At 63.0% G+C, this 15320-nt stretch carries 14 protein-coding genes; 10 read left to right on the top strand and 4 right to left on the bottom strand.

Features of this window, described 5'->3' with window-relative positions; all coding sequences use genetic code 11:
• Positions 1 to 107 precede the first annotated feature (107 nt).
• From AC1DYC_RS29605 to AC1DYC_RS29595, 3 genes are all read left to right on the top strand, one after another.
• Positions 108 to 1487, top strand: coding sequence for an aminotransferase (locus AC1DYC_RS29605; RefSeq protein WP_477411228.1), 1380 nt, complete (start codon positions 108 to 110; stop codon positions 1485 to 1487).
• Between the two features lie 219 nt (positions 1488 to 1706).
• Entirely contained in the window at positions 1707 to 1871 is a 165-nt protein-coding gene (locus AC1DYC_RS29600; protein ID WP_477411227.1) for a DUF3309 family protein, read from the top strand.
• A 92-nt stretch (positions 1872 to 1963) separates the two neighbouring features.
• Positions 1964 to 3178, top strand: coding sequence for an NAD(P)/FAD-dependent oxidoreductase (locus tag AC1DYC_RS29595; RefSeq protein WP_477411226.1), 1215 nt, complete (start codon positions 1964 to 1966; stop codon positions 3176 to 3178).
• A gap of 83 nt (positions 3179 to 3261) precedes the next feature.
• Here the strand turns inward: AC1DYC_RS29595 and AC1DYC_RS29590 are convergent, their stop codons facing one another.
• The gene (locus AC1DYC_RS29590) at positions 3262 to 3684 is read right to left on the bottom strand and encodes a hypothetical protein (RefSeq protein ID WP_477411225.1); all 423 of its coding nucleotides are present in this window, start codon (positions 3682 to 3684) and stop codon (positions 3262 to 3264) included.
• 79 nt (positions 3685 to 3763) lie between these two features.
• Positions 3764 to 4960, bottom strand: coding sequence for a TCR/Tet family MFS transporter (locus AC1DYC_RS29585; protein ID WP_477411224.1), 1197 nt, complete (start codon positions 4958 to 4960; stop codon positions 3764 to 3766).
• A gap of 167 nt (positions 4961 to 5127) precedes the next feature.
• On the opposite strand from AC1DYC_RS29585, the gene AC1DYC_RS29580 reads away from it, so the two are divergent.
• From AC1DYC_RS29580 to AC1DYC_RS29555, 6 genes are all read left to right on the top strand, one after another.
• Positions 5128 to 5766: a TetR/AcrR family transcriptional regulator gene (locus tag AC1DYC_RS29580; protein ID WP_477411223.1), complete on the top strand. Its 639-nt coding sequence runs from the start codon at positions 5128 to 5130 to the stop codon at positions 5764 to 5766.
• Positions 5767 to 6198: 432 nt separating this feature from the next.
• Positions 6199 to 6546, top strand: a complete 348-nt coding sequence (locus AC1DYC_RS29575; protein ID WP_477411222.1) for a YbaY family lipoprotein — start codon at positions 6199 to 6201, stop codon at positions 6544 to 6546.
• 13 nt (positions 6547 to 6559) lie between these two features.
• On the top strand, positions 6560 to 7351 hold the full coding sequence (locus AC1DYC_RS29570) for a M12 family metallopeptidase (protein WP_477411221.1): 792 nt from the start codon (positions 6560 to 6562) through the stop codon (positions 7349 to 7351).
• Positions 7352 to 8614, top strand: a complete 1263-nt coding sequence (locus AC1DYC_RS29565) for a caspase family protein (RefSeq protein ID WP_477411220.1) — start codon at positions 7352 to 7354, stop codon at positions 8612 to 8614.
• 1 nt (position 8615) lies between these two features.
• Positions 8616 to 9827 (top strand): hypothetical protein, encoded by a 1212-nt coding sequence (locus AC1DYC_RS29560; protein WP_477411219.1) that lies wholly within the window; start codon positions 8616 to 8618, stop codon positions 9825 to 9827.
• Positions 9828 to 9856: 29 nt separating this feature from the next.
• Positions 9857 to 11914: a DNA/RNA non-specific endonuclease gene (locus AC1DYC_RS29555; protein ID WP_477411218.1), complete on the top strand. Its 2058-nt coding sequence runs from the start codon at positions 9857 to 9859 to the stop codon at positions 11912 to 11914.
• 123 nt (positions 11915 to 12037) lie between these two features.
• On the opposite strand, the gene AC1DYC_RS29550 is transcribed toward AC1DYC_RS29555, so the two are convergent.
• Together AC1DYC_RS29550 and AC1DYC_RS29545 are read right to left on the bottom strand one after the other, a co-directional pair.
• A complete protein-coding gene (locus AC1DYC_RS29550) occupies positions 12038 to 13204 on the bottom strand; it encodes an MFS transporter (protein ID WP_477411217.1) in 1167 nt (388 codons plus the stop codon).
• Between the two features lie 76 nt (positions 13205 to 13280).
• On the bottom strand, positions 13281 to 13511 hold the full coding sequence (locus AC1DYC_RS29545; protein ID WP_477411216.1) for a DUF1127 domain-containing protein: 231 nt from the start codon (positions 13509 to 13511) through the stop codon (positions 13281 to 13283).
• 133 nt (positions 13512 to 13644) lie between these two features.
• On the opposite strand from AC1DYC_RS29545, the gene AC1DYC_RS29540 reads away from it, so the two are divergent.
• Positions 13645 to 15153 carry a winged helix-turn-helix domain-containing tetratricopeptide repeat protein gene (locus tag AC1DYC_RS29540; protein ID WP_477411215.1) on the top strand — a complete coding sequence of 503 codons (1509 nt, stop codon included), beginning with the start codon at positions 13645 to 13647 and terminating at the stop codon, positions 15151 to 15153.
• The last annotated feature ends 167 nt before the right edge of the window (positions 15154 to 15320 follow it).

Genomic DNA, 15320 nt, shown 5'->3' with positions numbered 1-15320 from the left:
ACCGCCAGGCATCCAAACAGCCTCTCTGTCCGTCCAAGACGGATAGTATTCCCGCATCAGTTCGAACCGGCCGCACCGAAATCGTCCCTTCGCCAGGAGCCACAGAAATGCTCGACCAGTCCAATGAACTCAACGCCTGGGATCGCGACCACTTCTTCCATCCCTCGACCCATATGGGCACGCACGCGCGGGGTGAATCGCCGACGCGCATCATGGCCGGCGGCGAAGGCGTCACCGTGTGGGACAACAATGGCAGGAAGAGCATCGATGCCTTTGCCGGGCTCTATTGCGTCAATGTCGGCTATGGCCGCCAGAAGATCGCCGATGCCATCGCCACCCAGGCGAAGAACCTCGCCTACTACCATGCCTATGTCGGCCACGGCACCGAGGCCTCGATCACGCTCGCCAAGATGATCATCGACCGCGCGCCGAAGGGCATGTCGAGGGTATATTTCGGCCTCTCCGGTTCGGATGCCAACGAGACCAACATCAAGCTGATCTGGTACTACAACAATGTGCTGGGCCGGCCGGAGAAGAAGAAGATCATCTCGCGCTGGCGCGGCTATCACGGCTCGGGTGTAATGACGGGATCGCTGACCGGGCTCGATCTGTTCCACAACGCCTTCGACCTGCCGCGCGCGCCGGTGCTGCACACCGAAGCGCCCTATTACTTCCGCCGCGCCGACCGCTCGATGACCGAGGAGCAGTTCTCGCAGCATTGCGCCGACAAGCTCGAGGAGATGATCCTGGCCGAAGGTCCCGAAACGGTCGCTGCCTTCATCGGCGAACCGATCCTCGGCACCGGCGGCATCGTGCCGCCGCCTGCCGGCTACTGGGAAAAGATCCAGGCCGTACTGAAGAAGTATGACGTGCTGCTGGTCGCCGACGAGGTGGTCACGGGCTTTGGCCGTCTCGGCACCATGTTCGGCTCCGACCACTACGGCATCAAGCCGGACCTGATCACCATCGCCAAGGGACTGACCTCGGCCTACGCGCCGCTGTCGGGCGTCATTGTCGCCGACACGGTCTGGCAGGTGCTGGTGCAGGGTTCCGACAAGCTGGGCTCGCTCGGCCATGGCTGGACCTATGCGGCGCATCCGATCTGCGTTGCCGCCGGTGTTGCCAATCTCGAACTGATCGATGAGATGGACCTCGTGACAAATGCCGGCGAGACCGGCGCCTATTTCCGCGCCGAGTTGGCAAAGGCCGTCGGCGGCCACAAAAATGTCGGCGACGTGCGCGGCGACGGCATGGTGGCGGCAGTCGAGTTCGTTGCCGACAAGGACGACCGCACCTTCTTCGATGCGTCGCTCAAGATCGGGCCGCAGGTGGCGACGGCGCTTGCAGCAAGCGGCGTCATCGGCCGCGCCATGCCGCAGGGCGACATACTCGGCTTCGCGCCGCCACTCTGCCTGACGCGCGAGGAAGCCGACATCGTCGTGGCCAAGACGGCGGATGCGGTGAAGAGCGTGTTCGCCAATCTCTGAGACTGACAGCGAATACGCGCGCCTTCCCGCAGCGTGCGTTGCCGCGCGCCGAGCCTGATTTCCTGCTCGCGGGAACGCCATTGCGCCGCTTTCGTTCCTTAGCCGACGCAAAAATTAGACCGACTGCAAGCACGAAGGCCCGGGAACGGGAAGGCCTGCCGCGAGTTCTGTCTCCGAACCGCGCGGCGTGAATGGCGCGGCAGCGCAAGGAGACGGCATATGGGCCTGGGTACCATTCTTATTATCATCCTGATCATCGCGTTGCTCGGCGGCTTCAGCGGCCTCGGCGGCGGACCGTTTTACGGCACCGGTTACTATGGCGGCGGCGGCCTCGGGCTGGTGCTGATCATCTTGATCATTCTGGTTGTTCTCGGGCGCATATAGCGTCGCCATTGGCCGCCGGAAGCGCAGAGCTAAGGCGGCTGCTCTTCGCTTGAAGACCTTGGTTGGCAGCTTGCCGGCGTCTGGAGACATTGGTGGCACGCAAACTCGACCTGCGCAGCGGCCGGCCGGTCTGGTTTGCCTATCGCGCGCCATCAGTGCCGACAGAGAAACTGACCCGCGACGTCAAGACCGACGTGCTGATCGTCGGTATGGGCATCAGCGGCGCCATGGCCGCCGAGACGCTGACCGCCGCCGGCCATTCGGTGATCTGCATCGACCGACGCGGACCGTTGCTGGGATCGACCGCGGCGACCACCGCCCTGGTGCAGTTCGAACTTGACCAGCCGCTGACGAAACTGTCGGCGATGGTCGGCAAGGCCGATGCCGGACAGGCATGGCGGCGCTCGCGGCTTGCGGTGTCCAACCTCAGCGGACGAATCGCCGAACTCGGCATCGACTGCCGCCTGACCCCATCTTCCTCGCTCTATCTGGCCGGCGATGTGCTCGACCCCTCCGCGCTGCGCGACGAGGCGGAGGCGCGCCGGCAGGTCGGCATCGGCGCAAGCTACCTCACCCGCAAGGCCCTAGACGACGAGTTTGGCATCGACCGCGCCGGCGCTATCCTCAGCCACGGCAATCTCGCGCTCGACCCGCGCAAGCTCACCGCTGGGCTGCTGCTGAAGGCGCTCAAACGCAAGGCGCGCTTCTATGCTCCGGTGCAGGCGACGGCGATCGAGGACAAAAGCGATCAGGTCGTGGTCGCCACCAGCGGTGGCCCGGCGATCACCGCGCGGCATCTGGTGCTGGCCACCGGCTACGAGCTGACCGACATCATTCCGAAGACCGCGCACAGCGTCGTCTCGACCTGGGCGATTGCCACGGCGCCGCAGCCGAAAAACATCTGGCCGAGCGCCGCGCTCATCTGGGAGGCGTCCGACCCATATCTGTACATACGGGCGACAGAGGACGGCCGCGTCATCTGCGGCGGCGAGGACGAGGAGTTCACCGACGAGGCTCGTCGCGACGCGTTGATCGCCGACAAGGCGCAGCGTCTGGCGCAGAAGCTGCATCGTTTGCTGCCGCGGCTCGACCTCACCCCTGAATTCACCTGGACCGGCTCATTCGGCACAACCCGCACAGGCATGCCCTATATCGGCGCCTTGCCCCGGCATCCACGCATCCATGCCGTGATGGGCTACGGCGGCAACGGCATCACCTTCTCGCAGATCGCCTCGGAGATCGTCGCCTCGGCGATCGACGGTGTCGAAGATGCAGATGCGAGGCTGTTTTCATTCAGCCGATCCTGATCGGACACTTTCGCTCGCGCCGCTGCTCAGGCAATGCTTTGCACGGCGGATGAAGCTTCAGTCTTTCAACCGGCCAGCGCATTTCAGGGTGTGCAACTGCTGACGCTTTTGAACTTCATTTCATTTTTGCAATCATATTCCGGGGGCCAGTCGTTGCTAATCCTGGTGCAGTATTGGGCGACAATGGCTTCCGGGCTGTACCGACCGATGAAAATATCGGGCTTGACGGAATTGTCGGTTTGCAGGCCGGTGAAAAAGCTGATTTCCGATCCGCTTTTGCAGGCATAGCCGATCATCAGATCGTCTTTTATCCGCCCGGCAATCTGAGCGCAGCCTGCCGGTCCGGGAAGTGCATCCGAAACTTGAGTGATCTCCAGGCAGGTTCCACGTTGCTGTTCGCGCCAGTTCGAGTTCAAGGCAGGAAAATCATCTGCCAGTGACGCCGTCGTCGCCGCGCCTAGAAATGCCATCTCGACGATGACAGCAGTCAGGAAAGCCTTCTTCATCGATACCTCTCCCTGTTACATCCGGTGAGTATACCATACCTCCAAAGCCTGGTGTGTGAGCGGCTTTACTGAGGGAGATCTACGCGATCGCGGGTTGTGTAGCGCGGGCGCTCCGCGTGCCGAGAAGAACCAGCGGGATAGCGATGGCGTAAACGACCAGCACCGTGAGCCAGATGGCCCCGGGCCAGGCTTTCTGGACCACAAAGTAGAAGGCAGAGAAACCAAGCGGGGCGATGACCGAGGCAAGGCTGACGGCCGATGCCAGCACGCCCTGGAGCTGACCCTGGCGAGCCGGGTCGACCTGCCTTGTGGCAAAGGCCTGAAACGCCGGTGCGCCGATGCCGGCAAGCGCGAAGACCGGCATGATGGCGAACACCATCCAGCCGTGGTTGGCGAAAGCCATGGCGAGAAGCGCGATGCAGGCAAAGCCGATGCCGGCGACAACGGCCCAGCGTTCGCCGAGCAGTTTTGCCGCCGGGCCGGGCAAGAATGTCTGCACCAGCGTCTGGCAGACGCCGAAGGCGCCCAGCGAAAGGCCGATCCAGACGCCGTTCCACTGGAACGTGTCGAAGCCCCACAGCGCCCAGCAGGTGCCGTAGGCTTCCCCGGTGGCGCTCATGATGAAGAACACGAGCACGATCGGCAGAAGCCCCCTCAAAGAGAACACCCAGCGCAGCGGCGAAAGCGGGTTGAGCGCGGCCAGATCGATCTTCTGACGGGCCGGTGCGCGCGACTCCGGCAGGATGAAAAAGGCGAGCAGAAGATTGCAGGCATTGAGCACGGCTGCGGCGATGAAAGGTAGCCGCAGCCAGTGTTCGCCGAGCAGACCGCCGAGGACCGGTCCGATGATGAAGCCGGCACCGAACACGGCGTTGAACAGGCCGAAGCGACGGGCGCGCTTGTCCTCAGGTGACACGTCGGTGATGTAGGCCATGGCGACCGAGACATTGGCGCTGGTCAGGCCGGCAATGGCGCGGCCGAGGAACAGCATCCAGAGCTGCGGCGCGAGGGCCATGACGACATAGTTGATGGCCGCACCGGCGAGCGAAATGAGCAGCACGGGACGCCTGCCGATATTGTCGCTCAAGGCGCCGAGCATGGGCGCGAAGACGAATTGCATCAGCGCATAAAGCGCGGTCATGATGCCGATATAGGGTGCGATGTCAGGGCTGTGCGTCACCTCTTGGAGAAGACGCGGCAGGATCGGGAAGATGAGGCCTATGCCAACGGCGTCGAGGCCGATCGCGGCGAGGATAACGATAAGGGATTTGTTCATGGCGAGATCCAAACGATGAAAATGATGAGCCGGCCCATGATGCGCGCCAAGCGCTGACGTCCTGGGTTCTCTGCAGTCAGATCGAGCGGAGAAAGCTTGCTTTTCGGCCTATCTCTTACTATACTCGATCCAAATTTGTACTCAGTACATATTCAGTCAGGAACGCCATGTCAACCCCATCCGACCTCCGGTCCCGCAAGCGCCTCGCCACGCGGCAAGCCATCTCCAATGCCGCCACGCTCCTGTTCTTCGAACGGGGCTTCGATCATGTGACAGTGGATGAGATCGCGGCGGCCGCCGATGTCGGGCGGATGACGGTGTTCAATCACTTCCCCCGCAAGGAGGACATGCTCTTCGACCGCGACGAGGAGGGCCGCGAGATGCTGCGCGAAGCCTTGCGGCAGCGCGATCCCCGCATTTCACCAATCGAGACTTTACGGTTGCTCGCGCATCGCCTGGTCGCGGAACGCAGCCCGGCCGTCGAGTTTTCCGCCAGGAGCCAAGGCTTCATCAAAGCAGTCGAAGGCAGCGAAACTCTCAAGGCTCGGGCGAGAGCGATACGCGATGAGCTCGCAGAGGTGCTGACGGTGGCGCTGTCCGAAGGCGCCGGGCGGGACCCCGCCGATCCCGACGCCCGTCTGACGGCGGCCCTGCTGCTCGCGACGTGGAGCGTGGCCTATATCCAGGCCCACCAGACGTTTCGTCAGACGCGCGATATGGAGCAAGCGAGCGCGGTCTTTCTCGCGCTTGTCGACAAGGGCAGCATCGGCCTGAAAGCCGCAATGGCAGGCACGCCTTACGCCTGAGCAATTGGCTCCGGCCCGCTGGTGCTTGCCGCAACGTTGCAGCGCAAAGGCCTTTGGACGATGCCACAACCAGCGGCAGATCACGCCATATCGGGCCGATCAACACCGTGCAGGGGGTCAACGAGTTTAATTTCGTCGCTTGTTTCTCGACTTCGAAGGGGTATCTTCTTTCTTGACAATATTATAAATTCGTCACTTAATAGTTCTGTTCTTGCCACCTAACTAACGGCAAGAGCGCACGGCTCTCTATGAAATGGTGGAGAGCTCTTTCATTGTCATAAATACTACGCTGCTTTGGATTTCGAAGTTTTGGAATTTTAAGCCGTCCGACGGTCGTATCGAGCGATAGGTCTGCGACGGTGCAGAGATCGATTTGTCATAAAGTTCTGTTTCCGCACGGATTTCGTGGGACGGATATAATGGAGCAGCCCGGTGAGCCCCGATATTAGCGGGACAATTGATTTCGCCGACGGTCCACCCAACCGCCTCGTGGATATCTGCATCCGGCTTGAGGACACGACCATGCTCGATGCGCCCTCGGTCGTGATGGCCGAGACGCATTGCAGGCTGGAGCCCGGTTCGGCGCAGCCGGTCGCGTTTGTGCTCGCGGTTCCCGACGCCGCGGTCGAAAGGCGGCGGCAATACACGCTGTCGGCGCGCGCCGGATACCTTCCGGCCGGAGCGGATGACGCATCGTTCGGCACCGTGCTGAGTTACCCCTGGCAGCTTGGGTCAAAGACGCCGCAACGGCTGCAACTTCGTTCTTTCGATCGAGACTGAGAGGGAGAGGAAAATGGCGGAAGACGGCGAACTCGGGGGCGGTAAAACCGTGGAGACCACATTTGCCTTCGTCGGCAACAAGGTACGGCCGGTCCAATATACGGTGGTCGACGGTCTGGCGGTGGTCGAAGGCTGCATCGTGCTCGGCAGCGCGGAGGAAGCCGCGGCCAATCTCGCCGCAGTGCAGCAATCGCCGGGGCTGTTGCGAGGGAAGGCCGGAGCGCTTGGAGCGGCCATCAAGGGCAAGCAGTTCCGTTGGCCGGGGGGCGTCCTGATCTTCGAGATATCCAAGACGCTTCCCAAGCCCGAACGCGTCCTAGACGCGATGGAACACTGGAAGGCCAAGACCTCGATCAAATTCCAGCTGCGCGATCCTGGCAACGCCAAGCACAAGAACTTCGTCGCTTTCGTTCCTGGCTCCGGCTGCCGCTCGGCGGTGGGCATGCGCGGCGGGCGCCAGGAACTGGTGCTCGGGCCGGAATGCAGCGCAGGCAACGCCATCCACGAGATCGGACATGCGCTGGGCCTCTGGCATGAGCAGAGCAGGATCGATCGCGACGCGCATATCCGCATCCGGTTCGACCGCATACAGGCCGGCATGGAGCACAATTTCACGCAGCACATTCACGATGGCGTCGATATCGAGGACTACGATCTCGATTCCATCATGCACTATCCGCTCACCGCTTTTTCCAAGGACGGCAAGCCGACCATCGAACTCATCAAGGGCCACGCCGGCATCGTCGGCCAGCGCCAGGGTTTGAGCGACGGAGACCGCGCAACCATCAAGAAGATGTATGGCTAGATGACCCTGGTATTCGATCGCCGGGCCCAATTTGCCGGCAAGCCGCAGACGCACGCCTTTCTGGTGGGAGTGAGCGAATATACGCACCTACCGAAGCAGACCGAGCCGCCCGACCCGGAAAAATTCAATCTGCAGCGGCTGGCTTCGCCGGCGCTCAGCGCCTGGGAGATATGCCGCTGGCTGGTTGCCAATGCGGACACGCTCGCCTGTCCGCTGGCGACCATTCGCCTTTTGATGTCGCCTTCGGCGAAGGAAAGAAAAAAGCTCACGCCGATCGACCTCGGCGCGGGCCAGCAGTTGACGCGCACGACAGTTGACAAGGCCGACTGGCAGCATTTCGTTCCGGAAGCCATCGAGTGGCGTAAGGACGCCTCCACAGACCGCAACTCGATGACCTTCTTCTATTATTCCGGGCATGGGCTGGAACGCCTCGGCAGACCGTTGATCACGCTGGCCGATTTCACCGATCCGGCCGCCGGCGGCGTGTTGCAGCGCTCATGCGAGGTCGCCGCCAATTTCATGCTCGGCATGGCCCCCTCGGCGAACAGGCCCGATATCGCCCGAACCCAGTTTTACTTCGTCGACGCCTGCCGCGAGACGGTCACGGACTTTCCCGGCCTGGCGAACCCGCCCGGTACGGTGTGGGATACACTGCCGGGCGTCGACGACCGCGCGACGCCGATGTTCATGGCTTCCTATCCGGGTTCCATAGCGATGACGATCGCCGGCAGGAAAACGGACTTTTGCGAGGCGCTGATCAAGTGCCTGGACAATGGTGCGGAGATAAACGACCTGAACGATCCGCAACAGCGCTGGCCGGTCAGCAGCTTCACCCTCAACACGGCGCTCAACAACCATTTCATGCAGAAGAAAACCGGTCAGTACGCGCCGGCGACCGGCACCACATTTAAGAATGTGACGCTGCGCTGGCTAAGCTCGCCGCCTCAGGTCGAGTTCCGTCTGATCATCCGCCCCGACGCGGCTGTCGGCGTCACCGGGCTTGCCTTGCAGCGGATGGGCGGCGGCTTCCAAAAGGATATTCCGCCCTCGGCGGCGGATCATCCCTACGCCGTCACCTCACAGGCCGGAATATTCCAGTTGACGGCCAAGGCCGGCGCCGGGTTCGCTGACGTCACCGAGATCCAGCTCATCAACCAGCAGAGGCCGAACTGGCCGATAAGCATGGCCGCAATCGCGCCGGCACCGGCAGCGCCCGCAGGTCCGCCGGCAGCCCCTCCAGCCGGTGGCGGGGCGGGAGGTTGAGATGAGTGGCAAGTTGACCCTGTCCATACCCGAGAGCCTCGGCCTCTCCGACGCCCGGGTTTCGATCCTGGACCACGATCTGAAGATTGTGGGAGAGACCACGCTCGCGCAACCCGCCGGGGGTATCGACCTCGACCCCGGCTTCTACGCGGCGCGCGCGCTGCTGCCCAATGGCACATTCCTCGAAACGGCATTCCAGATGCCCGCCTCGGGCGACGACGCCTCGGTCGTGCTTTCGCAGGCCAGGGTTGGCTCGTACCCACCCATGGGCAGCAACAGCGCCTTCGCGCGCCTGAATGTGCCAGGCTACGAATCCGATGCAAACCTGCTGGAAAGCGTTGGGCTGGAAAGCGTTGGGCTCGAAAGCATGGGGCTCGAAAGCCTCGAAAGCGCGCAGGAATCCACCCCGCGCGAGTTCGCGCTGATATCTGTCGACTTCGAGGGACGGACTTTGTCCGAAGGGCAGAACCTTTCGACCGATCCCTCCGGTTGGATCGCGATCCCCGGCAGTTTCCAGCCCGGCTTTGTGCGGACGGCGGGCGACGATGGCCGCTATTTCTATGTGGCGGCTCCCGTTTCCGGTTCGGAAGGGGCGCAGATTTCCATCCCTGCCACGGCGCCAGGCAATTTTGCGGTGAAGCTGCAGGACCCGGACGCCGATCTGTTCATCCGCTATCTCGAAGGCCGTCAGCTCGAGCAGCTTTCGCTGATTTCGGATTATTGGCGCAAGGCGAGAGATCTGCTCGCCGACAAGCATGAATTTCCGATCGCCGCCGCCGTCGGCGCCTATGTCATGATGCTGGTAGGTCCATCCAACGCGTACGAAACCGAAAACACGTCAAGCGGCAGCTGGCTTGATCGCTGGACTGAGACGCTTTATCGCGACGCAGGCTGGCTAGCCGACGGGCTGTGCATCAGGGCCGAGATGCTGGCGCGCTGGGGCAGGCATCGCGAAGCGCTCGACCTTCTCTATGAATTGCCGTCGCGCGGCCTGCCGTTATTCACGCCGGGATTGCGTTTTGCCCTCGACCGCCTCAGCGGCTACCGCAACGCCTCGGGAAAACATTTCGATCCGGCCGACGGCGAAAAGACAGGCGCGCTTCTCGACCGGCTCTACCGAACCGCAAGCAACGCGAATTTCGACCGGCCGGTTCTGAATTTCCGCGAGCCCGCCGAGGCTTGGGCAAGCAGGAAGTCGGCAATGCCGAAATAGGTTCAAACACATCGAAAGCGAGGGATGCCGTGGGTAAGCTTGAGGACCAACTGGCGCGGTTGCGCCGCTTCAACGCGTCGGTAAGGGCGGGCGACCCCAAGCTTGCCGAAGAGAGTGCCGATCTCGGGGTCGAGAACGAAGCATTGGAGATAGCGCGCGCCCCCGAGGACCTCGACCAGGCCGTCGAGCTGGAGAGCATCGCCATGCGGCGCGAGCGGCCGGTTCTGACCATCCACAACAATGTCACCAAGCTGGTCTTCATCGACAAGGCCGACAGCGAAATCTGGGAGGCGCGGCTGAAGAAGGCCAAGCCGCTGCTCGACAAAGCCATTCGCGCCGTCGGCCGGATCAATGTTCTGGGCGCGCCGTTCGAATGGGTGGGCACGGGATGGCTGGTGGCCGAGAATATTCTCGTTACCAATCGCCATGTCGCTCGAGAATTCGCCGTACGGAAGGGCGCGGGCTTTACGTTCAAACCGGGGGTCAGCGCTCCCATGGAGGCGACCACCGACTTTCTGGAAGAGATCGACAATCCCGACCAGCTCCTCTTCAAGCTCGTCAGGCCGCTCCATATCGAGGATGCGCCAGGCGTTGACGTCGCCTTCTTCGAGATTGAGGTAGCCTCCGGAAAGACCAGGCTTGCAAGCCCTATCGATCTGGCCACCAACATCCGGCAAACCGAGAATGTCGCGACCATCGGCTATCCCGCCTATGACAGCCGCATTCCCGAACCGGAGCTGATGGAGCGCATCTACGGCAAGACATACAACAAAAAGCGGCTCGCACCAGGCGGCGTGACCCGGGTGGAGCCGACGCGCATCTGGCACAATTGCACGACGCTCGGCGGCAATTCCGGTTCGCTGGTCTTCGATCTCGACGAGGGAAATGCAATCGGGCTGCATTTCAGCGGCAGCTTCCTGTCGACGAACTACGCGGTGCGCGCCGATGTGGTGAAGAAACTGCTGGACGACGTGCGGGCCGGCCGCTCGCCGCGACGCACAGAGGCGCCGTCTCGCACCGTGACCCCGGCGCCCGCGCCGCAGCGCCGTTCTTCGACGGTCCTGCGCCAGGGCATCGGCGGCGGCCTGTCCATCCCGCTGACGCTGCGCATATCGGTGGAGCTCGATCAGGGCGGTTCGGTCGCGCCTGCAGTGGCCCGGGCCCCTGTGGCGGACAGTGGAGCCGACGACTCATACATAATCGACGACGGCACGGAATCGGTCGCCGACTATCGCGACCGCGGCGGCTACGACCCTGCTTTCCTCGGCGAGGAAAATAGCGTCGATATGCCGACAGTGATACGCGGCGCCGACGACATTCTCGATTTCCAGGAGGATGGCGTTTCCAAGACGGAGCTTCGCTACGAGCACTACTCCGTCATCATGAGCCGCAGCCGCCGCATGTGCTTTCTGAGCGCCTGCAACATCGACGGCAATCAGTCGAAGAAGAGCGCACGCGTCGGCTGGAAATGGGATCCGCGCATTCCCAGGGAGCAGCAGATCATGAAGGAATGCTACGGCAACCCACCGAGGTTCAGCCGAGGGCATATGACACGACGGGAAGATCCAGGCTGGGGTTCGCCGGAAATTGCCAAGCGCGGCAACGAAGATTCCATGCACGTCACCAATGTGACGCCGCAGATGCAAGCCTTCAACGCTCCGATCTGGCTGGCGCTTGAGGACTATGCGCTGCAGCATGCCCGCGAGGACGCGATGAAGATTTCCGTCTTCACCGGAGCCTATTTCGCGAAGGCCGATCCGGTGATGTATGGCGTGCGCATTCCGCTTGCCTTCTGGAAGGTCATCGCCTTCGTCCACGACGACACCCGCAAACTCTGCGCAACCGGCTACGAGATGGACCAGCAGCAAAGCCTGCAGCCGGAAGAGGAATTCGTTTTCGGGGCGTTCACGTCGCCCCAACTAGGCACGGCGACGCAGGTTTCCATTCGCACAATCGAGGCTCGCAGCGGCATCAACTTTGGCAAACTCGCTGCCGTGGATCCTTTGGCCGGCGATGAGGAAAGCGTATCTGCAGGCGGCGCGGCGTTGCCACTTCTTGCCATGGAGCAAATCCGGTTCCTTCGTTGACAGACGGCGACCATGGAAGAACTTGACTGACGCGTATTCTGCGGACCAGGCCAGGTCCGTAGATGCGTGCGCTAACGCCGATGGCGGTTCCTGGCGTGGAAGACACCGCCAGGAACTGGCCTCTCAAACCCGCCGTCTCGGCGCCATCAGAAACACCACCAGCACACAGCACAGCAGGCCGAGCGACGCCGGCAGTCCCTGATGTCCGGTCAGTTGCATTGCTAGCCCTGCGACGGGCGAGCCGACGATGCCACCTATGCCCCACACGAATCCGAAGGCGGCATTGCCGGCGATCAAGGCCTGGCCGGTGAAACGCTCGCCGAGCTGGATCAGCGACAGCGTGTAGATGCCGAATGAGACCCCGCCCCAGACGAAGAAAAGCGGCCAGATCAGCCAATTGTTGAAGAGCAACGGCAACAGCAGGCAACCGGCCAGGCATGCCAGGACGCAGAACAGCATCATCCGCGCCGAGCCAAACCGTTCGGCCGCGCGCCCAAGCACGATCTGCAGCACGGCATTGCCGGCGATGAAACAGGTGATGAGCGAAGCGATGCGCTCTTCGGCGTTGCCCAGTGCGGCGCCATAGACCGCGAACAGGGACAGCAGGACTTGCTCGAAGGCGGCAGCGGCGAAAACCGCGAACAGAAGCAGCGGCGCCAGGGCGAAGAAGCCGCCGACCGATACCGCCTCGCCCTCACGCGGCATATCGGGCAGGCGCGGCGCCACCGCAAGCACGATCAGGCCGCAGATCAGGAAGGCCGCGCTGCCGATGAGGAAGGGCGGCCACCCTTGCGTTCCGACAAGGCCGAGCGATAGCGGGCCGAGGCCGAAGCCGGCGGAAACGACGGAGGAGTAAAGGCCCATGATGCGGCCCCGGCGCGCGGCGGGCGCGATCGAGACCAGCCAGGTTTCGCTGATCACATAGAGCGGGTTGGCAAAGAAGCCGAGCAGAAAGCGCAGCGGCATCCAGGCCCAGACGTCCTGCGTCCAGCCAATCGCGACCAGGGCGGTTGCTGCCAGGATCGAACACAGGACGGCGAAGCGCGCCGCACCCACGCGCCGGACCAGCGCCGGCGTGAAGAGCGACGAGACAATGAAACCCAAAGGCGTCATCGCCGCCGAGAAGCCGATCAAGCCCGGTGTCGTCCCCTGCCGTTCGAGGATGAAGCTGAGCAGCGGATAGGTCAGCCCTTGCGCCACGGCGAACACCGTGACGGTCGCGATGATGGCGGCCATCGCGGCCCATGGGATGCGACTTTCTCGCGGTGACGTCGCGTCTTCGGCGCTCATGCAGCCTTCGAAGCAGGATCGGCAAACTTCGGCAAGTGTAAATGCCGGCGAGGCGTCGTGGCGCACGGCATTCGGCCTACACCTGCCAGAAGCGTTTGATGATCTCTGCCTCGACCTGGCGTCTGGTCAGACCGATATCGTCGATCAGATGCGGATTGGCCTCCGCCATCTGCTTCAGGTCCCAACGAAAGCGTATGCGCTCGCGCCAGGCCGCAATCATGCTTCGGGGGCTCGTCAGGTGCCGGCGCGATGACGCCGCGGGTTTTCCCGGCCAGGCTGCCGGAGCAGAAGCAAGGGTATCGTTCATGGCAACCTCCATTCGGTTCGAGGGGTCAAGAACCCTCGGTAGGAGGCTGAACTGTGCAGCATGCGGACGGCGCCGTAATTAAGCGCAGCCAAATAGTTCTCAAAAGTTCCAAACCGGTTATACATGCGCGGCTATGCAAGGATCGCGCTTTGCCTTTGGTCCGTTCGTGCTTGATCCGGGTGCGGGAACGCTCCTTCGGGACGATGTTCCCGTAGCCGCCGGCCACCGCGGACTGCAACTGCTGGCGGCGCTGGTCGCCCGGCCCGGCGAAATCCTGGCCAAGGCCGAGTTGATGGACGCGGCGTGGCCAGGCACGGCCGTCGAGGAAGGCAACCTCACGGTCCAAATCGCGCAATTGCGCAAACTGCTGGGTCCGGCCGCCAATGGCGGTGAATGGATATCGACGGTTCCGCGCGTCGGCTATCGCTTCACCGGCGCCATTGAACAGCTCGGCGATGCGAAGCGACAGGCTTTGCCGCTGCCCACCAAGCCGTCGATCGCAGTGCTGCCCTTCGCTAATTTCGGCAACGACCCTGAGCAGGAAGCCTTTGCCGACGGGTTGACCGAGGACCTGATCACCGACCTGTCCCGGATCGGTGGCCTGTTCGTCATCGCGCGCAACTCGACCTTTGCCTACAAGGGCAAGGCGGCGGATGTGCGCGCAATCGCCGAAGACCTCGGCGTGCGCTATCTCTTGGAGGGCAGCGCCAGACGTGCCGCCGGACGCGTGCGCATCAACGCCCAGCTGGTCGACGCGCTGAGCGGCGAGCATCTGTGGGCGGACCGCTTCGATCGCGGCCTGGAAGATATCTTTGCCGTCCAGGACGAGGTGACGGCCAAGATCGTCGAGGCGCTGCTTGGCCGGCTGCGCACCCCGCTGCCGCGCAATCGGCCGAGAAATCTCGAGGCCTACGATCTGTGCGTGCGGGCGCGAAAGCTGATCGACGATTCACCGCAGACGGCGCGCGAAGCGCATCTGATGCTGACGCGCGCGGTTGCGCTCGATCCGGACTATGCCGAGGCCTATCGCTGGCTTGCGATGAACCACTGGATGGGATGGGTGCATTGGGGCGAACCCATTGAGCCTGCCCGCGGCCTCGCCCTGGACCTGGCGCGCAAGGCCGTGGCGATCGATCCCAACGATGCCGGCTGTCACTGGGTGCTGGGCAACCTGCTTGCCTATGAGCGCAGGTTCGACGAGGCGGACGCGGAATTTGCCAAGGCGTTCGAGCTCGACCCGAACGACGCCGACGCCTGGGCGACATTATCCGACATCACGACCCTGGCCGGGCAGGTGGAGGAGGGCCTCGAGCAGATCCGCAAAGCGTTCCGCCTGAACCCGTATCCGGCAAGCTGGTACTATCTGACGCTCGGCCAGGCGCAATATGCGGCGCGCGACTACGAAGCCGCGGTCGAGACGCTGCGCCGGGACGAGACCTATCGCACAAGCTCACGCCGCTTCCTGGCGGCAAGCCTTGCCCAGCTCGGCCAGTTCGACGAGGCGCGCGCCGAGGTCGCAATGTTCCTCGTTGCCAATCCGCATTTCACGACCCGCCACTGGGTCGAGACCGAGCCATTCCGCGACACTGCCACGCTCGAGCATTTCGTCGACGGCTTCCGCAAGGCCGGCCTTCCGGAGTGACGGACCGGCCCGCGCTCGATCGATGACGCTGCGCCCGGGATGATGCCCGGCACGGTCGGCTCAATCCTGGCCAATGTTTGCAAGTCGCGAAGTCGCTCGACCGATGTTGCTGTGATTGAGCGAAAGGCCTGGCGGCCAGGGGTGTTGTCTTTGCCGGAATTGGGGTT

This window comes from Mesorhizobium sp. P2_E7 (assembly GCF_056403855.1).
This window is presented reverse-complemented; position numbering and strand designations above follow the sequence as displayed.

Excerpts from the sequence above, each read along its gene's own strand:
- AC1DYC_RS29565 (WP_477411220.1), top strand. The coding sequence starts at position 7,352 with ATGACCCTGGTATTCGATCGCCGGGCCCAATTTGCCGGCAAGCCGCAG.
- AC1DYC_RS29580 (WP_477411223.1), top strand. The coding sequence starts at position 5,128 with ATGTCAACCCCATCCGACCTCCGGTCCCGCAAGCGCCTCGCCACGCGG.
- AC1DYC_RS29605 (WP_477411228.1), top strand. The coding sequence starts at position 108 with ATGCTCGACCAGTCCAATGAACTCAACGCCTGGGATCGCGACCACTTC.
- AC1DYC_RS29550 (WP_477411217.1), bottom strand. The coding sequence starts at position 13,204 with ATGAGCGCCGAAGACGCGACGTCACCGCGAGAAAGTCGCATCCCATGG.
- AC1DYC_RS29540 (WP_477411215.1), top strand. The coding sequence starts at position 13,645 with ATGCAAGGATCGCGCTTTGCCTTTGGTCCGTTCGTGCTTGATCCGGGT.
- AC1DYC_RS29570 (WP_477411221.1), top strand. The coding sequence starts at position 6,560 with ATGGCGGAAGACGGCGAACTCGGGGGCGGTAAAACCGTGGAGACCACA.
- AC1DYC_RS29585 (WP_477411224.1), bottom strand. The coding sequence starts at position 4,960 with ATGAACAAATCCCTTATCGTTATCCTCGCCGCGATCGGCCTCGACGCC.
- AC1DYC_RS29560 (WP_477411219.1), top strand. The coding sequence starts at position 8,616 with ATGAGTGGCAAGTTGACCCTGTCCATACCCGAGAGCCTCGGCCTCTCC.
- AC1DYC_RS29600 (WP_477411227.1), top strand. The coding sequence starts at position 1,707 with ATGGGCCTGGGTACCATTCTTATTATCATCCTGATCATCGCGTTGCTC.
- AC1DYC_RS29590 (WP_477411225.1), bottom strand. The coding sequence starts at position 3,684 with ATGAAGAAGGCTTTCCTGACTGCTGTCATCGTCGAGATGGCATTTCTA.
- AC1DYC_RS29545 (WP_477411216.1), bottom strand. The coding sequence starts at position 13,511 with ATGAACGATACCCTTGCTTCTGCTCCGGCAGCCTGGCCGGGAAAACCC.